This window comes from Streptococcus ovuberis, from assembly GCF_012396585.1.
GTDB lineage: Bacteria > Bacillota > Bacilli > Lactobacillales > Streptococcaceae > Streptococcus > Streptococcus ovuberis.
Genome location: NZ_JAAXPR010000017.1, coordinates 17,657 through 39,078 on the forward strand (window position 1 = coordinate 17,657; position 21,422 = coordinate 39,078).

The window sequence follows — 21,422 nt, forward strand, 5'->3', positions numbered from 1 at the left end:
GATGAGAAAAATTCAAATTGCCATCGATGGCCCTGCTTCGAGTGGCAAATCGACAGTTGCTAAATTAGTCGCAAAAGAATTGGGCTACACTTATTTAGATACAGGAGCCATGTATCGTTGTGTGACGTTATTAGCTTTGGAAAATAACTGGTCAGATAACGACCTTGCCCTGATTTTAGAAGGCATTGATCGACATAAGATTCGCTTTGAAACAAGTGAGGATGGCGGCCAGCTGGTTTTCCTAGAAGATCGCGATGTGACCCACCGTATCCGTGAAAATGATGTGACCAATAATGTCTCTTGGGTATCGGCTTTTGCTGAAGTTCGTCAAAAGTTAGTGGAACAACAGCAAGAAATTGCTGCTGAAGGGGGTATCATCATGGATGGCCGTGACATTGGAACAGTAGTTCTGCCTAATGCAGAATTAAAGATTTTCCTAGTCGCCTCTGTTGAGGAGCGAGCAGATCGGCGTTACAAGGAAAATATGGCCAAAGGCATTCCTGTAGATTTAGAAACACTCAAGCAAGAGATCGCAGATAGGGATTATAAAGATAGTACACGAGAGGCTTCCCCGCTAAAGGCTGCTGAAGATGCGGTTGTTTTCGACACGACAGGAGTAGCTATTTCGGGTGTCGTAGAATTTATTTCAGAAAAAGTGTCAGAAATCCTTGACAATGGACATTGCCTGTGTTAAAATAACATGTAATGAGAAAAGCAGAAGTGAGAGCTTCTCGCCTTGCGACTAACGTTGTCTGGCTCTACATGTTAAGTTTCCTATGGGAATATTATGTAGAACGGGCTTGTGTTAGCAAGTTCGTTTTTGGTTTTCTCAAAAAAATAAAGAGGTGACAACCATAGCAAAGCAAGACTTATTCATCAATGATGAAATCCGTGTCCGTGAAGTTCGTCTCATCGGCCTTGAAGGTGAGCAGCTAGGTATTAAACCACGTAGCGAAGCACAGGCCATCGCTGATGAAGCTAATGTTGATTTGGTGCTAATTCAGCCCCAAGCTACACCGCCTGTTGCAAAAATTATGGACTATGGCAAGTTCAAATTTGAGTATCAGAAAAAACAAAAAGAGCAACGTAAAAAACAAAGCGTTGTAACAGTCAAAGAAGTTCGTCTCAGTCCAACTATTGATAAGGGAGACTTTGACACTAAACTTCGCAATGCTGTTAAATTCCTTGAAAAAGGAAATAAAGTGAAAGTATCGATTCGTTTCAAGGGGCGGATGATTACTCACAAAGAAGTTGGTGCCAAGGTTTTGGCTGACTTTGCAGAAGCAACACAGGATGTTGCTATCATCGAGCAAAAGCCAAAAATGGATGGACGTCAAATGTTCATGCAACTTGCCCCAGCTGATAAAAAATAAAGTCTATTAGACAGAAAAAGGAGAATACCATGCCAAAACAAAAAACTCACCGCGCATCTGCAAAACGTTTTAAACGTACAGGTTCAGGCGGTCTTAAACGCTTCCGTGCTTATACTTCTCACCGTTTCCACGGTAAGACTAAGAAACAACGTCGTCACCTTCGCAAAGCTTCTATGGTACATTCTGGTGACTTCTCACGTATCAAAGCAATGTTGACTGGCTTGAAATAAGCTAGATCTTGCTAGACTAAATTAAGAATTATTCGGAGGAATTATAAATGGCTCGTGTTAAAGGTGGCGTTGTATCACGTAAACGTCGTAAACGTATTTTAAAACTCGCTAAAGGTTACTATGGTGCTAAGCATATCTTGTTCCGTACTGCTAAAGAGCAGGTAATGAACTCTTACTACTATGCTTACCGCGACCGTCGTCAAAAGAAACGTGACTTCCGCAAATTGTGGATCACTCGTATCAATGCGGCAGCTCGTCTTAACGGTTTGTCATACTCTAAATTGATGAACGGCTTGAAAAAAGCTGAAATCGAAGTTAACCGTAAAATGCTTGCTGACTTAGCTGTTAATGATGCAGCAGCTTTCACAGCTCTTGCAGATGCTGCCAAAGACGCTTTGGCAAAATAATAAAACAATCCCAGCTCATTCGGCTGGGATTTTTGTTATATCATAAGTGAACGCGTCATGCTTATTGTGAATCAGGACCTACTATTTGCTGAATCAGACATAGTAGATACCAGTAGTACAATAAAATCAGTTATTTTCAAACATATTCCATCCAATTTTGAGCTAAAAATCCTTACATAGTGTTTGACAAAGACTAGAAAAGAGGCTTTACAAGTGTGATTACTTTTTTTGCCTGTGAGAAACTGGGGCAGTATTTGACATCAAAAACCGCTTAAAATCAAACTGTGAAGTCGTGGTTTTAAGCGGTTTTATGAAATTTCTAGATTTTTGCAAATAGTTGTTCGAATGGATGGGGATTAAACGGTCATAAAAGCTTTAATCTCTTCTTCGGTCATGCCTGAATCACAACGAACAGAAACTTTGCCTTGAGTGATTTGGACAAAGCCAGGTACTGTTGGAATCTGATATTGCTGGCGAAAGACTGATAATTGAGTCAGTTGATCCGGTTTCTCAGAGTTGATAAAATGAACGGTAGCTCCTGTTTCAGAAACGACATTAGCCAGTTTGGAAGCGAAACGACGACAGTAAGGGCAGGTTTCGCGACCAATAAAGTAAGTTGCTGTTCCTTGGCTAACAATTGTTTTCTCAGCGTGATCAATCGTAACTTCGATTAAGTCTTTAATGTCTGTTTGAAAAGTAGTCATAACGATTCTCCTTTACTTGATAACTCTAGTATGCCATAATTTTAGAAAAAGGACAAAATTTTAGTCTGGGTAATGTTAAAACAGCCGAGGGTACCCTCAGCTGTTTTAAGGTTAATTTTTAGAAGCAGAAGCAAATTCTTCCTTGGCAAAAGCTTCGTCAATAATTGCTTTAAGCTGATTAGCAGAGGCCTGCATTTTTTGAAGTTCTGCATCACTGAGTGGGATGTTGACTGGACGAACAATACCGTGAGCACCGATAATAGCAGGTTGACCGATAAAGACATCTTCTACCCCTTCGTATTGGCCAGCTTGGAAAACTGACAGTGGTAAAACAGAGTTTTCATCCTCAAAAATAGCTTTTGTGATACGAGCTAGAGCAACTGCGATACCATAGTAGGTTGCCCCTTTTTTGTTAATGATTGAATAAGCAGCATCACGGACAGAGATGAAGAGATCAACGAGCCCTTGCTCATCAATGTCACGGTTATCCTGGAGCCAATCATACAGTTTTACACCTGCAACGTTAGCGTGTGACCACACCGCAAACTCAGAATCTCCGTGTTCACCCATAATATAAGCGTGGACAGAGCGTGCATCAATACCGATTTTTTCAGCCAAGGCTTGACGGAAGCGCGCTGAATCAAGAGAAGTCCCTGAACCGATGACGCGTTCTTTAGGGAAACCAGAGAATTTCCAGGTAGAGTAGGTCAGTACATCTACTGGGTTAGCAGCTACGAGGAAAATACCATTAAAGCCAGAAGCGACAATTGATTCAACAATGGTTTTATTAATACGGAGATTTTTTTCTACAAGATCAAGACGTGTTTCACCTGGTTTTTGAGGTGCACCAGCTGTCAAAACAACAAGATCAGCATCATGGGCATCCGAATACTCTGCGGCATAGATTTTTTTCGGCGATGTGAAGGCAAGAGCATGGCTTAAATCTTCCGCATCACCTTGAGTTTTTTCTTTAGCGATATCGATGATTCCAAGCTCCTGTGCGATTCCTTGAGTAACCAGTGCAAAGGCATAAGATGACCCGACAGCACCATCACCAACAAGGATGACTTTTTTATGTTGTTTTACAGTTGTCATGTTAAAAACATCTCCTTAATTTTATTAGGGGAAAATCCCTTTGTTATCTATTGTAACATGATTCACTTACTTTGTCATGTCTTTGAAACAATGAAAACGTTTATAAAATCAAGGGATTAGCAGGAGTTTTACCATAAAATATGGTATAATAAGAGGTAAGTGTAATCTAGAAAAGAGATAATAAGATGCAGGATAAAAATTTAGTTGATGTTAACCTGACCAGTGAGATGAAGACGAGCTTTATTGATTATGCTATGTCTGTTATCGTTGCACGTGCTCTCCCGGATGTACGTGATGGGCTGAAGCCCGTTCATCGCCGCATCCTTTATGGAATGAATGAATTAGGTGTGACACCTGACAAACCGCATAAAAAGTCGGCGCGTATCACAGGTGATGTTATGGGTAAATACCATCCGCATGGGGATAGCTCGATTTATGAGGCTATGGTACGGATGGCTCAGTGGTGGAGTTATCGTCACTTGCTAGTGGATGGGCATGGAAATTTTGGTTCCATGGACGGTGACGGAGCCGCTGCTCAGCGGTATACCGAAGCACGGATGAGCAAGATTGCTCTGGAAATGCTTCGTGATATTAATAAAAATACCGTTGATTTCCAAGATAACTACGATGCCAGCGAGCGTGAGCCACTAGTTTTACCGGCACGTTTTCCTAACCTTTTGGTCAATGGCGCAACGGGAATTGCGGTTGGTATGGCTACCAATATCCCGCCACACAATTTAGGGGAAACGATCGAGGCAGTCAAGCTTCTGATGGACCGTCCTGAGGCATCAACCCGTGAGATTATGGAAGTGCTGCCTGGTCCTGACTTTCCCACTGGTGCTCTGGTCATGGGGAAATCCGGTATTCATAGAGCCTATGAGACAGGGAAGGGTTCGATTGTTCTGAGAGCTCGGACAGAGATTGAAGAACTATCTAACGGCCGTGAGCGGATTGTTGTGACAGAATTTCCTTATATGGTCAATAAGACCAAAGTTCATGAGCATATTGTGCGTTTGGCTCAGGAGAAGCGGATTGATGGCATCACCGCTGTGCGGGATGAATCCAGCCGTGAAGGCGTTCGGTTTGTCGTAGAAGTCCGTCGTGACGCTTCAGCTAATGTCATCCTAAACAATCTGTTTAAGATGACTAGTTTGCAGACTAACTTCGGCTTTAACATGCTTGCTATTGAAAATGGCGTGCCTAAGATTCTTTCTATTCGTCAGATTCTCAGTGCTTACATTAGCCATCAAAAGGAAGTCGTGGAGCGCCGTACCCGCTTTGACAAGGAAAAAGCTGAGGCGCGTGCCCATATTTTAGAAGGACTTCTGATTGCCTTGGATCACATTGATGAAGTGATTCGCATCATCCGAAATTCGGAAACAGATGCGCAGGCACAGGCAGAGTTGATGAGCCGTTTTAGTCTTTCCGAACGCCAAAGCCAAGCCATTTTGGACATGCGTCTGCGTCGTTTGACTGGTTTGGAGCGCGACAAAATTCAATCGGAATATGATGAGCTATTGGCTTTGATTGCTGATTTGGCAGATATCTTGGCTAAACCAGAGCGGATTGTTCAAATCATTAAGGATGAGCTAGACGAGATCAAGCGCAAGTATGACGATGATCGTCGCACTGAATTGATGGTCGGAGAAGTCCTGTCTTTGGAAGACGAAGATTTGATTGAAGAGACAGATGTTCTTATCACCCTCTCAAACCGCGGTTATATCAAACGCTTGGCCCAAGATGAATTTACGGCCCAAAAACGTGGTGGACGAGGCGTTCAAGGAACGGGTGTCAAAGAGGATGATTTTGTGCGTGAGATGGTTTCGACCAGTACGCATGACCAGCTTTTCTTCTTTACCAATCAAGGACGGGTGTATCGCTTAAAAGGCTATGAGATTCCAGAATATGGTAGGACAGCTAAAGGACTGCCAGTTGTTAATCTCCTGAAACTTGATGAAGACGAGAGCATCCAGACCATGATTAATGTCAAGGCGGAAGATATGTCAGATGCCTACCTTTTCTTTACGACACGTCAAGGTCTGGTTAAACGGACGAGTGTCTCTGAATTTAGCAATATTCGTCAAAATGGTCTCAGAGCGCTGAATCTGAAGGAAGATGATGAGTTGATCAATGTCTTCTTGACAACAGATAAGAGTGATGTGATTATCGGTACGAAATTGGGTTACTCTGTTCGTTTCAAGGCAGCAGATGTCCGCAATATGGGACGTACCGCAACGGGTGTTCGCGGCGTTAAACTGCGCTCAGGGGACATCGTTGTTGGAGCAACGACAGTGACTGACTCTCAAGAAGTCTTGATTTTGACGGAGAAAGGTTACGGTAAGCGAACACTAGCTAGCGAGTACCCAACCAAAGGGCGTGGTGGTCTAGGGATTAAAACAGCCAATATTACCGATAAAAATGGTGCTTTAGCCGGACTTTTGACCGTAGACGGAACTGAAGACATTATGGTTATTACCGATACAGGCGTCATTATCCGGACCAATGTGGCCAATATTTCACAAACTGGCAGAGCTACTCAAGGGGTTAAAGTCATGCGCTTAGATTCTGAAGCGAAAATTATGACCTTTGCCTTGGTAGAAGTGGCTGAAGAAGAGTCTGTAGAGGAAGTAAGGTCGGAAGAATAGGGAGAAAAATATGCGTTCAAACCGTTTAAAGAAAAAGAAAAAAAGCTGGAAAAATAGGCTTTATAGTCTGTTAACATTTCTATTACTCCTTGTTTCATTAGCCTTGATTTTTAATACGCCAATCCGAAATACTATCATCGCTTGGCGGACTAATCAATATCAGGTGGAAAAAGTAACAGCAGAGCAAATTGAGACTAATAAAAAGGTTGAGACCACTTTCTCTTTTGAGGAGGTAGAGTCTCTCTCTACGGAGTCTGTTTTGGCTAACCAATGGGCTGCCCAGCAATTACCGGTTATCGGAGGTATTGCTATCCCAGAACTTGAGATGAACCTCCCTATTTTTAAGGGACTTAGCAATGAAGTGCTCCACTATGGGGCAGGTACCATGAAAGAAGACCAAGTGATGGGACAAGGTAACTACGCTTTGGCCAGTCACCATGTGTTTGGGATTACAGGCGGAAGCAAGATGCTGTTTTCCCCTTTGGAAAATGGCAAACCAGGCATGAAAATTTATGTAACCGATAAGACGACTGTTTATACCTATGTTCTAACAACTGTTGAAACAGTGACGCCGGACCGCGTAGATGTTGTTGACGATGTACCAGGTGTAACAGAAATTACCCTAGTCACCTGTGAGGATGCTGGCGCAGAGTTTCGGACGATTGTTAAGGGAACGCTTGAAAGCTCTCAGCCGTTTGAACAAGCTGACCAGACAATTCTTGATGCCTTTAGTAAATCCTATAATCAAATTCAGCTATAAACGAAAGCTCAAACCCAACTTCCCTAAGGATTTGGATTTGAGCTTTTTTCAATCATCAGGTCTATGTAATAGGAGAATTTCAAGTTAATTTTCGTCTACCTTACGAATTAAAAAGAGTAGGAGGAATATCATGTACAGTATTTCGTTTGATACAGAATCGTTACTGCCAAGGGAGCGTTTGTTAGAATATGGCGCTGAGCAATTGAGTCACCAAGAACTTTTGGCCATTTTATTAAGGACAGGAACCAAAGGTAACTCGGTTTTTCATCTCGCTAACAACCTATTAAGGAGCATTGGCAGTTTGACAGAATTACGTCATCTGTCTGTTCAGGAATTGCAAACGTTGACCGGTATCGGAAAGGTGAAGGCGATTGAAATAAAGGCTATGATTGAACTAGGGAAACGGATTAATCAGGCAGAGTATCGGCAGATGGAACAGGTCCTGAGCAGTGAAAAACTAGCTAAAAAGATGATGACAGAGCTTTGTGACAAAAAACAAGAGCACCTGATTGCTATTTATCTGGATACGCAAAACCAAATCATCAAGCAGGAAACGATTTTTATAGGATCAGTGATGCGTTCCATCGCTGAACCAAGAGAAATCCTCCACTATGCTATCAAGTATATGGCAACTTCCATCATTGTGGTTCACAATCATCCTTCAGGTAAGGCTAAGCCTAGTCGCAATGACGATCATTTTACCAAAAATATCAAAAAAGCCAGCGAACTGCTGGGGCTTGTTTTGTTGGATCATTTGATCATTGGAGCCAATAATTATTATTCCTATCGGGAGGAAACGGACCTGCTTTAGAGCTGGTTGACGATATAGTCAAAGAGTTTGAGATCTTCCTCGCGGTGATCGATCATAAATTCAGGGTGCCATTGAACGCCTAAATAGGGGTAGCCATCCTTAGACTGGACAGCTTCAATGATATCGTCTTTATCAGAGTAGCCAATCACTTCTAGATTAGGAGCTAGGTCCTTAATGGCTTGACGGTGGAAGGAGTTGATAGCCGGTTTAGGACCAAAAATCTTTCCCAAAATACTTTCTGTCTCCAAGGAAATATTGTGGGTGGGGTGCATAGCTGACAAATCCTGCCAATGTTCCTTGATTTCTTGATGAAGGGTACCGCCCATGGCGACGTTAAAGAGTTGTGTGCCACGACAGACGGAAAAAATAGGTTTGCGTCGCTTGACCATCTCTCGGATGAGCGCTAACTCAAATTCATCACGAGCAAGACTGTAATCATCGCTCACAATCATTTTTTCTTCTCCGTAGAAGTGAGGCATCACATTTTGACCGCCAGTCAAAATCAATTTGTCGATCGTATCTGCATAGCCAGCAGCCAACTCTGGTTGACCGATAGGCAACACTAAAGGGAGACCGCCAGCCTTTTGGACACCTTCAACATAGCCTTTGGCTACATAGACTTGAAAGAAATTGCGGTCTTCTGGATTGTATTCAATATTACTTGTAATCCCGATAATAGGTTGAGGCATATCTTATTCCTTAATTTTCTCGCATAAAATAAAGTAGGGTTTGAAGTTCACTGGTCAAGTCAACATACTGAACAACCACGTCTTTGGGAACAGAAAGATTCACTGGTGAGAAAGAGAGAATTCCCTTAATACCAGCTTCAACCAATTGGTCAGCAACTTCTTGAGCCTTAACGCTAGGAACAGATAAGATAGCTGTTTGTGCTTTCACTTCATCAACTTTTTCTGCTAATTGGGAAATGGGCAAGATCGGTATACCATCTTCAGATACGGTTCCTACAAGGGGATGCTGGTCAATGTCGAAAGCCAGTACAATTTTCATCTTGTTACGCTCGTGGAATCGGTAGTTGAGAAGAGCTCGGCCCATGTTACCAATTCCGACCAAAACGACATTGGTAATCGAATTATCATTGAGAATGTCTGCAAAGAAATTCATTAATTTTTTGACATCGTAGCCGAAACCACGTCGACCGAGTTCTCCGAAATAGGAAAAATCCCGTCGAACAGTTGCGGAGTCAATGCCGATAGCATCTGCAATTTGTTTTGACGATGCTTTTTCAATTTGTTCTGCATTAAATCGTTTAAAAATTCGATAGTAAAGGGATAGGCGCTTAGCAGTAGCGCGAGGGATTGTTTGATCTTTTTCCAGTTTCATTCTAGTCTCTCCTTTAGTCTCTTAGATTCTATTGTAGTTAATGTTTGTGAAAAATGCAATTTTAATAAACTGAAAAAGCTATAAAATTTGCTTATAGCTTTTTAAAACGAATGGATACAGAGTTAAATGAAGCTGGGACAGGCTACTGAGAAAGGGGAGTTCACTTATAGGTAATCTTTTAAATCCATAGCAGAAATGTCTCGGTAAAGGTCACCGATTGTTCCTTTGTAACCAATTGATTGGCCATTGATGGTCACATCTTGGACAGGGAGGTAATCAGGAACTGTAATACAACCCATAAAGGCACGGCTAAAGGCATTCATGTCATCGTAGACTAATGTCCGTTCTTGTTGGTAACTATCTTGATAAGTAATGGTAATCATGTTTTCTACCTACTTTCTTTCAATTTTATTGAAGACGTCACGTTCGACTAAGCTATCCATGAGGAAAAAGAATTTCTGTTGGATAACTGGATTGGCATCAGGTTTGAAAATATCAATGATCCGTAAACCAGATTTGTCGGTAATATTGATTTTAAAACCGTTTAAGTCCTTATTGATGATGATTTTTAAGAGAAACCCTTCACCAGAATTAGGGATTTCTTCAAGCAAGCGGGTGAGTTCAAAATGGCCTAGCTTATTTTGCAGGAAGGTATTATCAAGCAAGGTATATTTTTTGATCTTTGGATCAATTTCGTAGCTAAAGGGGCAGTTTTTAAGTTGAACAGATGCTGTAAAAGCCATAGATTATCCTCCTAATAGGTTGGTTAATGTTTTGATAAATGTTTGGACATCCTCAAAAGATGTATGCGAAGAGAAGCTGACTCGAATGCTTTCTTTGAGTCTAAGACTAGAGCTTCCATAAAAAGCTTCAAGAACATGGCTGGGTTCGATATTGCCTGCTGTGCAGGCAGAACCGCTAGAAACAGAGATACCTGCTAAATCCAGTTGCATGAGCAAACGCTCATTGAGTTGATTTGGAAAGCCGATATTGACGATATAAGGAGAAGCAGGCTCTTGTTGATTGAGGTAGTAGGGGAGATTGGAAGCTTCTAAGCCTGCCAGCAGATCTTGCTTTCGTTGATTGACATGGGCGAAGCTTTCCTGCCAAGCTATCAAACTCTCTCCTAGAGCTTCCGCCATAGCAGCAATACTGGCTAGATTTTCAGTACTGGCTCTGCGTTTATCTTCTTGATTCCCACCGACTAATACGGGCTTGAGCTGATTGGTGTTGGTATAAAGAAAGCCAACGCCTTTTGGTCCATGAAACTTGTGGCCAGATGCAGAAAGAAAATCAATGCCTTCCTCTTCTGGATAGATCGGAACTTTACCGATTGCCTGCACAGCATCGACATGAAGGCGAGCAGGATGGGACCTGAGCAATTCAGCAATCTCTTTAATGGGCAATTGATAACCTGTCTCGTTATTGGTATGCATAACAGAGACTAGGATAGTATCTGGCCGTAGCGCAGTTTCAACATCCTGAGCTGAAATTTGTCCATTTTTAGGCGAGAGGTAGGTCACCTCAAAGCCGTAATCTCTGACCAGTGCCTCTACTGTATGGAGAACGGCATGGTGTTCGATGGTAGTGGTGATTAGGTGTTTGCCCATTTTTTGTTGGGCTAGAGCATAGCCCTTGATGGCGAGAGTGATCGCTTCTGTTCCACCTGAAGTAAAAATAAGTCGGTTTGGGTTTGTTTTTAGGGCGTTTGCAATCGCTTGTCTAGCCTGACGTAGGATTTGTGCTGCCTTTCGTCCATGGCCGTGTAAACTGGAAGGATTGCCATAATAATCTCTACTAACCTGGTAAAGTTTGTCCAAGGCTAGCTGTGATAGAGGTGTTGTCGCAGCGTTGTCTAAATAAATCATTAGGATTCCTTGTGGCTAGCTTTTTTTGACTTTTGAAAAGCAAAAAGTGGGCTGACTGGTTTGCGCTCGTGGATACGGATCAAGGCATCCGCAATCAGGTGGCTAGCAGTGACGTATTTGGTGTTTTTAGGAATTTCTTCCTTAGTAGCAACAGAGTCTGTTACAATTATTTCTTTGATAGGGGCTTTATTGAGCTTTTCAGCAGCATGGCTGGCAAAAAGGCCATGACTGGCAAACGCATAAATATCGGTAGCTCCTTCACGCTTAAGGGTAGCAGAAGCCTCACTAAAGGTAACGCCAGTGTTTAGGATATCATCGATGAGAAGCGCTGTTTTTCCTTCCACATCACCGATGATGTACCCTTTTTGACGACCAGAATCATCTTCTTCATGATCGATAATAGCAATAGGTGAGTCCAGATATTCTGCTAACGAACGAGCGCGCTTAATGCCAGAATTTTTGGGGCTAACAACCACCACATCAGTTCCTTTCAACCCTAAGTTAAAGCAATACTCTGCAAAGAGAGGGATGGTGTAGAGGTTATCAACGGGGATGTCAAAGAAACCTTGAATTTGCGAAGCGTGAAGATCGAGAGTCAGAACCCTGTTGACACCAGCCTTTACAAGCATATTAGCGACTAACTTAGCTGTAATGGGTTCACGTTGTTTGGCGATGCGGTCTTGACGTGCATAGCCGAAATAAGGCATGACAATGTTAATCGAATTGGCAGAAGCTCTACGGCAAGCATCAATCATAATCAGCAATTCCATCAAGTGGTTATTGACTGGAAAACTAGTTGACTGGATGATATAGACATCAATTCCGCGGACAGATTCTTCGATATTGATTTGGATTTCTCCGTCTGAAAATTGACGGGATGCTAAAGATCCCAAGGGAATACCGGTATCTTGGGAAATTTTTTCCGCCAATTCACGATTGGAATTGAGGGCAAAAAGCTTCACCTGTTTGTCATGGTAGGTTTTGACCATTGAATAGGACTCCTTTAAAACTTAGTTACTTTCATTTTACCAAAAAAAGGATTAAATTTCAGGTCTCAAACTGCTTTTAAAACCAACAATTTAGAAGTAGTGTCATAGGTTAAGTACTCTGATGCATATAGGCAGTGTGCGTTCTGTCGGGAGAACCTTCACAAGAAGGGTAACTGCATACTGATAAAGCCGTTTCACTGGTTATCTAGAGGACGATAATGCTTAGAAATTATGGTAAGGTTTTAAGAAAACGGACAACCTTAGATTGAGCGTATTTAAAAGCAATTTTTTGGTCTTTTAAAAATTTTTGAAAAGCTTGTTGACCTGCTTCAGGGTCCGTAACCTCGAGCTCTAGCTCGTAATCAATCTGTTCTGCATAATGGTTCTCATCAAGTGCCAAAAGACCAATAGGAAGTTTAACCTCTCTACGGTAGGTTGTAAGGAAGCCAAGACAGCCTATCTCATCTAGGTCAAAACCACGATCAATCAACAGTTGGGTTAAGGGATTAATTTCTAGGCGGTTCTTTGCAATCATGGCCTGTGCTTCTTCAAGGCTGAGGTCTAGATTGTGCTCCAGATTACCGATGTCTTGTGGAATCTTAAGCGTCAATTCTGCTCGGTCTGCTAGAGTTCGAATCCTGAGAGAAAGTTTTGCTTGACGCAAGGCACGATTGGGAGTGTCAAAATAGTAATTCGTTTGCTTAAATATAGGCACATAAGAAAAGTGAGCTGTGAGTTGATCAAACTCGGTACGGTTGAGAAGGGTCTTGTATTCTATTTCTATTTGTTTCATGTCCGTTTCCTTTTATTTTATGTTATAATAGGCACATTGAAGATATTTTATCTTAAAAGGCAAGAAAAGACAAGGCTGGAAACAATGATGAACTGGGAAGAATTTTTGGATCCTTATATTCAAGCAGTCGGAGAACTGAAAATCAAATTGCGGGGTATCCGTAAGCAATACCGTAAGCAAAATAAGCACTCGCCTATTGAATTTGTCACAGGTCGTGTCAAATCTGTGGAGAGTATTTTAGAAAAAATGGAACTTCGCGGAATTGCCATGGAAGACATGGAAAAGGAGGTTCCTGATATCGCCGGCGTTCGGGTCATGGTTCAGTTTGTTGATGATGTGCACGAGGTGATCGAGCTGATCCGTCAGCGTAAGGACATGACCGTTGTCCAAGAACGTGATTATATCAACTACAAAAAGCCCAGTGGTTATCGCAGCTACCATGTCATTGTGGAGTATCCTGTGGAGACCATCTCTGGAAGAAAGGTAATCCTAGCTGAGATTCAAATCAGGACCTTGGCCATGAATTTTTGGGCGACGATTGAACATTCCTTGAATTATAAGTATCGTGGAGAATTTCCTCAAGAAATCAAGGAGCGCTTAGAGTTAACGGCCCGTATAGCCAATCAGTTGGATGAGGAAATGGGAAAAATTCGTGATGATATTCAGGAAGCACAATTGCTCTTTGATCCTGTCTATCCCACGTTACATGATGGTGTAGGAAATAGTGATGATACAGACGAAGTATACAGGTAGAAAACGCATTGCCATGATGGCCAGCCGTAATCCTAAAAGTGAGGCCGTTTATGAGCAATTATTTAAAGGTTTGAAAGAGGCAGGCTTTATCCTGACAAGTAAGCAACCTGATATTGTGATCTCAATTGGTGGCGATGGGATGCTCCTTTCCGCTTTTCACAAGTACGAACACCTCTTGAATACCGTTCGATTTGTCGGTGTTCACACAGGCCACTTGGGGTTTTATACGGATTATCGGGACTATGACGTTGAAGAGTTGATTGAAAACCTCAAAATGGATACTGGTGCTAAAATTTCTTACCCTGTTTTACGGGTAATTTTACAGTTAAAAAATGGAGAGAAGCTAGTCTATCGTGCTCTAAATGAAGCCACTCTTAAACGTTTTTCCAAGACAATGGTGGCCGATGTTATGATCAACCAAGTTCATTTTGAACAATTCCGTGGAGACGGTTTATCTATTTCTACACCGACTGGTTCAACAGCTTACAACAAATCTTTAGGAGGAGCAGTCCTTCACCCGACCATTGAAGCCATGCAGCTCGCAGAAATTGCCAGTCTCAATAATCGAGTTTATCGCACTCTGGGCTCCTCTGTTGTGGTTCCCAAAAAGGACAAAATCGCCATTTTGCCAAAACATAATGACCGCTACAGCCTATCTGTAGACAATAAAACCTATGTTTTTGACAATATTGAGGCGGTTGGATTTCAAATCGATCAGGCCAAGATTCATTTTCTGGCAACACCAAAGCATACCAGCTTCTGGGAGCGTGTCAAAGATGCCTTTATTGGAGATGTGGAATCATGAGATTTGAATTTATAGCAGATGAACAGGTGAAAGTGAAGACTTTTCTCAAAAAACAAGAGATTTCTAAGGCGCTGCTTGCTAAAATTAAGTTTGCTGGTGGGAATATTCTGGTCAATGATCTCCCTCAAAACGCCATTTATCTCCTTGATATTGGAGACAGAGTGACCATTGATATTCCGGCAGAAGAGGCTTTTGAAAATCTGCAGGCGGTAGAAAAACCCCTGCAGATTGTTTATGAGGATGAGCATTTTATGGTTATTGATAAGCCAGCTGGCGTGGCTTCTATACCGAGTATTCTACACTCTAACACTATCGCTAACTTTGTTAAAGCCTATTATGTGAAACAAAATTATGAAAATAAACAGGTCCATATCGTCACGCGCCTAGATAAGGACACGAGTGGCTTGATGCTCTTTGCCAAACATGGCTATGCACATGCACGACTCGATAAACAACTCCAAAAAAAGCAGATTGAAAAGCGTTACCTAGCCTTAGTAAAAGGCGAGACCAACTTGGAGGATAAGGGAGATATCATTGCGCCAATCGCCCGTGATGAGGCTTCTATTATCACCCGATGTGTCCACCCAACTGGAAAATACGCCCACACTGCATATGAGCGCTTAACTTCCTATGAAGGAGGAATTCATCTGGTGGATATTCGTCTGCTGACAGGACGTACGCACCAGATCCGAGTTCATTTTAGCCACTTGGGATTGCCACTTTTAGGAGATGACCTCTACGGTGGTAGTTTAGAGGATGGGATCTATCGTCAAGCGCTCCACTGTCATTACTTGCGTTTTTTTCATCCGTTCACTGGTGAGCAAATCAGTTTAAAGAGCTCACTCCCACAAGATTTTCGAGCTGTTTTAACACATTTGGAAGAAAATGGAGTATAATAGATATATTAAGAGCCTGTACTCAAGCTCTATTCTAGTTTTTGAGTTGTCTTTTTTGTCACTCACCCACTAGTTGGTCTCTGAATAGAGGTTCTAAGAAAATGAAAAGGAGTTTCTCATGCAAATCTTTAACAATATGAAGTCCCGTTTGGTGAATAAAGAGGTCAAAATTGTCTTTCCAGAAGGGGAAGAGCCCCGTATTCTTCAAGCGGTCAAGAACTTGGTTAAGGAAAAATTAGTTGTCCCAGTTATTCTAGGGAATGTTAACAAAATTTCAGCCTACCTAGAAATCGAAGGTGTTACTTCAGGGTTTGAAATCATTGATCCCAAAGAGTATGACATGGAAGAAATGGTAGCTGCCTTGGTCGCTCGTCGTCAAGGTAAGGTTGACGAAGCACAGGCGCGTGAGTTACTCAAAGATGTTAACTATTTTGGGGTAATGCTAGTCTATATGGGCTATGCTCAAGGGATGGTTTCTGGTGCCATTCATTCTACAGCAGATACTGTACGTCCAGCTCTTCAAATTATTAAAACAAAACCAGGCGTTTCACGCACATCAGGTGCTTTCTTGATGGTAAGGGAATCCGATCACTCGCGTTTAATGTTCGGTGACTGCGCGATTAATATCGATCCAGATGCTCAGACTTTGGCAGAAATTGCCATCGAAACAGCCAATACGGCCAAGTTGTTTGGCATTGATCCGCGTGTGGCGATGCTGAGTTTCTCAACTAAGGGAAGTGGTAGCAGTCCAGACGTAGATCGTGTGGCAGAAGCGACGACTATCGCCAAAACTTTACGTCCGGATATTGCCTTAGATGGTGAGTTGCAATTTGACTCTGCGATTGATCCAGCTGTTGCTGAAATCAAGGCACCTAACAGCAATGTGGCCGGTAAGGCAACTGTCTTTATTTTCCCAGAAATTCAATCTGGTAATATCGGTTACAAGATTGCGGAACGGTTGGGTGGCTACTCAGCTGTTGGTCCGATCCTTCAAGGGCTCAATAAGCCTGTTAACGACCTTTCGCGTGGCTGTAATGCTGATGATGTCTATAAATTGACTATCATCACAGCAACTCAAGCTTTGGATGCTGAATAGATGAAAGAACTGGGAATCTATTTTAAAGGGTATGTGAAAGAGGCATTTTTGGGACCACTCTTCAAATTACTTGAAGCAGGTTTTGAGTTAGTTGTGCCTTTGATCATGGCCAGTCTAATAGACCAGATCATCCCCAAGGAGGACCAAAGTGGCTTGGTTCTTCTTGTTTTTTACCTGTTTCTATTGGCTGGTATCGGAGCGCTTATAGCCATCGTGGCTCAATATGTCTCAGCTAAAGCAGCTGTCGGCTATACCAATGCTTTGACAGATGCTCTTTTTGCTAAAGTCTTACGCTTACCACAGTCGGAAAAGGATCGGCTGGGAGAATCATCTCTTCTGACACGTCTATCTGCTGATACCTTTCAAATTCAGACAGGGATCAATCTTTTCTTGCGTCTTTTTTTGAGGGCTCCGATTATTGTTGTTGGAGCCATCCTGATGGCTGTTCGTATTAGTCCCAAAGTGTCAGGATGGTTTTTAGGAATGGTTATACTGCTGATTGGTATTGTTTTTGCCATTAGTCGTGTAACCGCTCCTCTTTACCAAAGGACACGACAGACCATGGAAAGTTTAGTCTTCTTGACCAGGGAGCAAGTGTCAGGGATGAGAGTGGTACGTGCCTTTGGGCAAAGGCAGAGGGAAGAAGAAGCTTTTACCAAGGAAAACCAGCTTTATACGAATCGCCAATTAACTTTAGGCGCGTGGTCAGCGGCTTTGGCTCCCTTGACCTATCTGATCGTCAATCTCAGCCTTTTAGGGCTTATGTGGCAGGGCAATCAGTTGGTTCGTCATAGTCTTCTTAGCCAAGGGATGCTAATTGCTCTGGTCAATTATCTTTTACAAATCCTCACCGAATTGCTAAAGGCAGCCACCTTAGTCACCAATCTTAATCAATCTTACATTTCTGCTAGGCGTGTTAAAGCTGTTTTTGAGGCTGAAGAGGAGGATCTATCAGCTCCTTTAGCTTTAGAAAGCTTACCTGAGCACCAGGCATTGATGCTCAAGGAAGTTGGGTTTACCTATCCAGGAGCAGCAGCACCAGCCCTTGAAGGTATCTCCGTTGATTTAGAACAAGGGGGATTCTTAGGGATTATCGGTGGGACAGGATCGGGTAAGACGACGCTTGTGCAGCTGTTGTCTGGCTTAAGAAGTCCTAGTCAGGGAAAATTCAGTCTGACTTATAAGGGGCAGCCTGTTCCAGATTTACAGACTTGGCGTAATTGGGTAGCTGTGGTTCCTCAAAAAGCTCAATTGTTTAAAGGGACCATCCGTGAAAACCTTTTAATGGGTCTATCACCAGAGAAGTATTCCGATAGCGACTTGTGGCAGGCCTTAGAGATCGCGCAGGCAAGTGATTTTGTTCATGAAAAAGAGGGTGGTTTAGAGGCAGAAGTTTCAGCTTTTGGGCGAAATTTTTCAGGAGGCCAGCGTCAACGCTTGACTATCGCTAGAGCTTTATTAAGGCAAGCGCCTTTTCTGATTTTAGATGATGCGACGTCTGCCTTAGATTACTTGACGGAGGCAAGATTGCTTGCTGCCTTGAAGCAAAGCACCGGTTTACAAACCCTAATTCTAGTATCGCAACGGACGCGAAGTCTTCAGGCCGCGGATGCTATCTTGGTTTTGGAAAAAGGACGACAGGTCGCTTTGGGGGATCATGAGCATTTGATGGCTGACGCTACGATTTACCGGAGCATCCATCTGTCTCAGCATAAAGAGCAAGGAGGTAGCCGATGAGTCCGAATCAAAAATCTTTGCCCGTTTTGCCGCGTCTGCTGAACTTGCTGATTAGGAATAAGGTAATCTTGGGACTTGTCCTCATAGGTACCCTCGTGCAAGTTGGGTTGACGGTTTATTTACCTGTCTTGATCGGTCGCTTCTTAGACAGTGTTCTCTTACAAGATACACTGAGTGTGACTGCTAGATTGCTGGCTCAAATGGCCCTGGTCATCGGTGCGAATACCTTGCTTCAGTGGTTGCTCCCCTTAGCTTATAATCGTCTGGTTTATGGAGCAGTTGCTGATCTGAGGCAAAAAGTGCTTAGTCGCTTGCATCAGCTCCCCTTTTCTTACCTGGACAAGCAATCGGTGGGCGATTTGGTCAGTCGCGTAACGTCAGACAGCGAACAGTTGACTAATGGTCTTCTGATGGTCTTCAACCAGCTATTTATCGGTCTATTAACCATCTTATTGACGGTAGTCAGTATGGCAAGGCTAGACCTTTTAATGGTTCTTTTAGTCATAGTTTTAACACCGATTTCTTTGTTAATCGCTAAGTTTATTGCTCAGCGGAGCTATAAGCTGTACCAAGCTCAGACCCAATCGCGGGGAGAGGTGATGCAACTTTTGGAAGAAAGTATTGCTCAGCATAGCCTTATCCAGACCCTGAGTGCTCAAGAACAGCAGATAATGGCTTTCAAAGGACTGAACAGGGCTTATAGCCAAAACAGCCAGCAGGCGATTTTCTATGCTTCAACGGTCAATCCTGTAACCCGGTTTATCAATGCTTTGATTTATGCTCTCTTAGCAGCTGTAGGAGCTATTAGAATCATGCGAGGGCAATTTACCGTTGGGCAGTTGACAACCTTCCTTAACTACGCTAACCAGTACAGTAAGCCTTTCAATGATATTTCATCGGGGTTTGCAGAATGGCAGAGCGCTTTAGCTTGTGCAGAACGCTTATTTGAGATTACTGATAGTCCTAGAGCGGTCGATTACGGACAGGAGGTTCTGAGAGCAGATCAGGTATCTGGTCAGCTTTCCTTTGATCAAGTGTCCTTTGGCTATGCTCCAGATAAGATCTTACTCAAGGACCTCACTCTGGAAATTCCTGCTGGCAGTAAAGTGGCTATCGTCGGTCCAACAGGGGCTGGAAAATCTACTTTGATTAATCTTTTGATGCGCTTTTACGAGCTTGACCGTGGTCAGATTGTTCTTGATGGCATTCCTATCAATCGCTACAGCAAGGAGAGTTTTAGAGACCAGATTGGGATGGTTTTGCAAGAAACTTGGCTTAAGGCTGCAACCGTACATGATAACATTGCTTATGGCAAGCCCCAGGCAAGTCGTAAAGAAGTGGAGAAAGCTGCACGAGAAGCGAATGCAGATTTCTTTATTCAACAGCTTCCAAACGGCTATGATACTTACCTGACAGATGGCGGCAGTAGCCTATCGCAAGGACAGGCCCAACTCTTAGCCATCTCCCGAGTTTTCTTGAAGGCACCTAAGCTATTGATCCTTGACGAAGCGACTTCATCAATTGATACACGAACCGAACTATTGGTTCAAGAAGCTTTCGAACGCCTCATGAAGGGAAGGACGAGTTTCATCATTGCCCACCGCCTATCAACCATTGAAACAGCGGATATAATCCTTGTCATGGTGGCAGGTCAAATCATCGAGTGGGGGACTCATGACCAGTTAATGATGCAACGAGGTTTTTATTACCGAATGCAGATGGGAGAAACTTAGTTGGTCAGTGGCAAATGGACTAGAAATCCTCTCCCCCTCTTAAATAAAGAACAGTAGGCAAAATCAAGGCTTCATGAGTCTGGTTTTGCTTACTTTAATTGTTCAATAATACCATGAAAAGGTAGAGAGTGGTCAAAGCAGTGATGTTACAAGAGTGATCTTGATGGTAAAAAGAAATGTTCCAGTAGTTCAAAACTACCATCAGGACCCAGAGTGGCAAGATAATGTGTTTTGGGTGTTATTTCTGGTGAATGTTGTTGCTTTTGATTTAGCGAAGGTGGCACCATAAAATGGCAAAATCTTAGGTTGTTGTAACCCTTTCTAAAACTTTAGTAGCCAGACGACTGAGAGCAGGCCCGATAAGCTAACTATGCGAGTGATGTTGCTATAAACGTTTTTAGACATAGATTAAAGAGAAGAAGGATGAGTTCATGCAAGCGAGTAGACGATGGAAGATGATGGGGACGGTGATTGATTTGCAGATTGAAGCCGAAGGAGCAGAAGCCTTGCTTGATCTCGCTCAGGAGAGGCTGGAAGCATTTGAGCTCATGTTCAGTGCCAATCGATCGGATTCTTATTTGGGAATGGTCAATCAAGCAGCTGGTCAAAGAGCTGTTCCTGTTCCAAAACTTCTATACGATTTGATTCAGAAAGGGAAGGTCGAAAGTCTCTTGCCTGATTCTAACCTTAATATTGCCTTGGGACCTGTTGTTCAGACTTGGCGAATTGGCTTTTCAGATGCCAATATTCCGGAGGCAGATGCTATTGCAAGGGCGCTGGCCTTGACAGATCCAGAAGGAATCGTCTTGAACGATGCTGAGCAGACTGTTTTTTTAGCCAAGGCTGGGATGAAAATTGATTTGGGAGCCCTGGCCAAGGGGTATTTTGCAGACTTGATTCTAGCTGAATTGGTGGAAAAAGGTGCCTGCTCTGCCATGATCAACCTTGGTGGCAATGTTCTAGTGACAGGTCAGAATCCAAGGCGAGACAATGGATTGTGGTACATCGGGATTCAAGACCCTAAAAGGTCACGAGGTAAGCACCTAGGAATTCTTGCTATCTCAGAGCAATCAGTTGTGACGTCAGGAATTTATGAGCGAAAACTGGAGATTGAAGGCAAGAGCTATCATCATATTTTTGACAAGCAGACAGGTTATCCAATTACTTCTGATATGGCTAGTTTGACCATTGTGGCCAATTCATCCTTGGAGTGTGAAATTTGGACGACCAAGCTTTTTGGCAAATCCTGCTTGGAGGGCTTTCAACAAATCGAACAGGCCCCTCATATCGAAGGGATTCTCGTCACAGTGGATGGCAAGCTAGTCGTTACTAGTGGTTTGCGTGAATCATTTGATTAGCCAAAGGAAAAAATAGATAAAATCTAGT

Annotated in this window: 24 protein-coding genes and 1 other annotated feature; of the genes, 15 read left to right on the forward strand and 9 right to left on the reverse strand. The window is 42.8% G+C overall.

The features are described from left to right. The first annotated feature begins 1 nt into the window (after position 1). The 4 genes from cmk (at position 2) to rplT (ending at position 2,010) form a co-directional block, all read left to right on the forward strand. Entirely contained in the window at positions 2 to 694 is a 693-nt protein-coding gene (gene cmk / locus HF992_RS08705) for a (d)CMP kinase (protein ID WP_168549649.1), read from the forward strand. A 12-nt stretch (positions 695 to 706) separates the two neighbouring features. Then, positions 707 to 832, forward strand: a sequence feature (ribosomal protein L20 leader region). A gap of 13 nt (positions 833 to 845) precedes the next feature. Next, a complete protein-coding gene (gene infC, locus HF992_RS08710) occupies positions 846 to 1,373 on the forward strand; it encodes a translation initiation factor IF-3 (RefSeq protein WP_168549650.1) in 528 nt (175 codons plus the stop codon). Positions 1,374 to 1,402: 29 nt separating this feature from the next. Beyond that, positions 1,403 to 1,603 carry a 50S ribosomal protein L35 gene (gene rpmI, locus HF992_RS08715; RefSeq protein ID WP_168549651.1) on the forward strand — a complete coding sequence of 67 codons (201 nt, stop codon included), beginning with the start codon at positions 1,403 to 1,405 and terminating at the stop codon, positions 1,601 to 1,603. A 47-nt stretch (positions 1,604 to 1,650) separates the two neighbouring features. Beyond that, positions 1,651 to 2,010: a 50S ribosomal protein L20 gene (gene rplT, locus HF992_RS08720; protein WP_168549652.1), complete on the forward strand. Its 360-nt coding sequence runs from the start codon at positions 1,651 to 1,653 to the stop codon at positions 2,008 to 2,010. 356 nt (positions 2,011 to 2,366) lie between these two features. Here the strand turns inward: rplT and HF992_RS08725 are convergent, their stop codons facing one another. Both HF992_RS08725 and HF992_RS08730 read right to left on the reverse strand, forming a co-directional pair. Further along, positions 2,367 to 2,714 carry a DUF6568 family protein gene (locus HF992_RS08725; RefSeq protein WP_168549653.1) on the reverse strand — a complete coding sequence of 116 codons (348 nt, stop codon included), beginning with the start codon at positions 2,712 to 2,714 and terminating at the stop codon, positions 2,367 to 2,369. Positions 2,715 to 2,825: 111 nt separating this feature from the next. Next, positions 2,826 to 3,809 (reverse strand): L-lactate dehydrogenase, encoded by a 984-nt coding sequence (locus HF992_RS08730; RefSeq protein WP_168549654.1) that lies wholly within the window; start codon positions 3,807 to 3,809, stop codon positions 2,826 to 2,828. Positions 3,810 to 3,994: 185 nt separating this feature from the next. Here HF992_RS08730 and gyrA point away from each other — a divergent pair, with 185 nt between their 5' ends. The 3 genes from gyrA (at position 3,995) to radC (ending at position 8,025) form a co-directional block, all read left to right on the forward strand. After that, positions 3,995 to 6,454, forward strand: a complete 2,460-nt coding sequence (gyrA, locus tag HF992_RS08735; protein ID WP_168549655.1) for a DNA gyrase subunit A — start codon at positions 3,995 to 3,997, stop codon at positions 6,452 to 6,454. A 10-nt stretch (positions 6,455 to 6,464) separates the two neighbouring features. Continuing rightward, the gene (locus HF992_RS08740; protein WP_168549656.1) at positions 6,465 to 7,214 is read left to right on the forward strand and encodes a sortase family protein; all 750 of its coding nucleotides are present in this window, start codon (positions 6,465 to 6,467) and stop codon (positions 7,212 to 7,214) included. A gap of 130 nt (positions 7,215 to 7,344) precedes the next feature. Continuing rightward, entirely contained in the window at positions 7,345 to 8,025 is a 681-nt protein-coding gene (gene radC, locus HF992_RS08745) for a RadC family protein (RefSeq protein ID WP_168549657.1), read from the forward strand. Here radC and HF992_RS08750 read toward each other — a convergent pair. The 7 genes from HF992_RS08750 to HF992_RS08780 all read right to left on the reverse strand — a co-directional run bounded on the left by HF992_RS08750 (position 8,022) and on the right by HF992_RS08780 (position 13,016). Next, positions 8,022 to 8,714, reverse strand: a complete 693-nt coding sequence (locus HF992_RS08750) for a gamma-glutamyl-gamma-aminobutyrate hydrolase family protein (RefSeq protein ID WP_168549658.1) — start codon at positions 8,712 to 8,714, stop codon at positions 8,022 to 8,024. The genes radC and HF992_RS08750 overlap by 4 nt on opposite strands. A gap of 10 nt (positions 8,715 to 8,724) precedes the next feature. Further along, positions 8,725 to 9,366, reverse strand: a complete 642-nt coding sequence (locus HF992_RS08755; RefSeq protein ID WP_168549659.1) for a redox-sensing transcriptional repressor Rex — start codon at positions 9,364 to 9,366, stop codon at positions 8,725 to 8,727. A gap of 164 nt (positions 9,367 to 9,530) precedes the next feature. Continuing rightward, positions 9,531 to 9,749 (reverse strand): DUF4649 family protein, encoded by a 219-nt coding sequence (locus HF992_RS08760; RefSeq protein WP_168549660.1) that lies wholly within the window; start codon positions 9,747 to 9,749, stop codon positions 9,531 to 9,533. 9 nt (positions 9,750 to 9,758) lie between these two features. Continuing rightward, positions 9,759 to 10,109 carry a DUF1831 domain-containing protein gene (locus HF992_RS08765; protein ID WP_168549661.1) on the reverse strand — a complete coding sequence of 117 codons (351 nt, stop codon included), beginning with the start codon at positions 10,107 to 10,109 and terminating at the stop codon, positions 9,759 to 9,761. Between the two features lie 3 nt (positions 10,110 to 10,112). Further along, positions 10,113 to 11,234 carry a cysteine desulfurase family protein gene (locus tag HF992_RS08770; protein WP_168549662.1) on the reverse strand — a complete coding sequence of 374 codons (1,122 nt, stop codon included), beginning with the start codon at positions 11,232 to 11,234 and terminating at the stop codon, positions 10,113 to 10,115. After that, complete coding sequence (locus tag HF992_RS08775; protein ID WP_168549663.1) at positions 11,234 to 12,223, reverse strand: ribose-phosphate diphosphokinase; 990 nt, start codon at positions 12,221 to 12,223, stop codon at positions 11,234 to 11,236. The genes HF992_RS08770 and HF992_RS08775 overlap by 1 nt, the downstream gene beginning before the upstream one ends. A 229-nt stretch (positions 12,224 to 12,452) precedes the next feature. Then, positions 12,453 to 13,016: a CYTH domain-containing protein gene (locus tag HF992_RS08780; protein WP_168549664.1), complete on the reverse strand. Its 564-nt coding sequence runs from the start codon at positions 13,014 to 13,016 to the stop codon at positions 12,453 to 12,455. Between the two features lie 87 nt (positions 13,017 to 13,103). Between HF992_RS08780 and yjbM the strand changes: the two genes are divergently transcribed. The 8 genes from yjbM to HF992_RS08815 all read left to right on the forward strand — a co-directional run bounded on the left by yjbM (position 13,104) and on the right by HF992_RS08815 (position 21,394). Then, positions 13,104 to 13,769 carry a GTP diphosphokinase gene (gene yjbM, locus HF992_RS08785; RefSeq protein WP_168549678.1) on the forward strand — a complete coding sequence of 222 codons (666 nt, stop codon included), beginning with the start codon at positions 13,104 to 13,106 and terminating at the stop codon, positions 13,767 to 13,769. Beyond that, positions 13,744 to 14,574: an NAD kinase gene (locus tag HF992_RS08790; RefSeq protein ID WP_168549665.1), complete on the forward strand. Its 831-nt coding sequence runs from the start codon at positions 13,744 to 13,746 to the stop codon at positions 14,572 to 14,574. Before yjbM ends, HF992_RS08790 begins: the two co-directional genes overlap by 26 nt. Further along, the gene (locus HF992_RS08795) at positions 14,571 to 15,470 is read left to right on the forward strand and encodes an RluA family pseudouridine synthase (RefSeq protein ID WP_168549666.1); all 900 of its coding nucleotides are present in this window, start codon (positions 14,571 to 14,573) and stop codon (positions 15,468 to 15,470) included. The genes HF992_RS08790 and HF992_RS08795 overlap by 4 nt, the downstream gene beginning before the upstream one ends. Before the next feature lie 118 nt (positions 15,471 to 15,588). After that, positions 15,589 to 16,566 carry a phosphate acetyltransferase gene (gene pta / locus HF992_RS08800; RefSeq protein WP_168549667.1) on the forward strand — a complete coding sequence of 326 codons (978 nt, stop codon included), beginning with the start codon at positions 15,589 to 15,591 and terminating at the stop codon, positions 16,564 to 16,566. Continuing rightward, the gene (locus tag HF992_RS08805; RefSeq protein WP_168549668.1) at positions 16,567 to 18,303 is read left to right on the forward strand and encodes an ABC transporter ATP-binding protein; all 1,737 of its coding nucleotides are present in this window, start codon (positions 16,567 to 16,569) and stop codon (positions 18,301 to 18,303) included. Beyond that, positions 18,300 to 20,036, forward strand: a complete 1,737-nt coding sequence (locus HF992_RS08810) for an ABC transporter ATP-binding protein (RefSeq protein ID WP_168549669.1) — start codon at positions 18,300 to 18,302, stop codon at positions 20,034 to 20,036. Before HF992_RS08805 ends, HF992_RS08810 begins: the two co-directional genes overlap by 4 nt. 163 nt (positions 20,037 to 20,199) lie before the next feature. Next, positions 20,200 to 20,325, forward strand: coding sequence for a hypothetical protein (locus HF992_RS12240; protein ID WP_281346976.1), 126 nt, complete (start codon positions 20,200 to 20,202; stop codon positions 20,323 to 20,325). Between the two features lie 142 nt (positions 20,326 to 20,467). Next, the gene (locus tag HF992_RS08815; protein WP_168549670.1) at positions 20,468 to 21,394 is read left to right on the forward strand and encodes an FAD:protein FMN transferase; all 927 of its coding nucleotides are present in this window, start codon (positions 20,468 to 20,470) and stop codon (positions 21,392 to 21,394) included. Positions 21,395 to 21,422 lie beyond the last annotated feature (28 nt).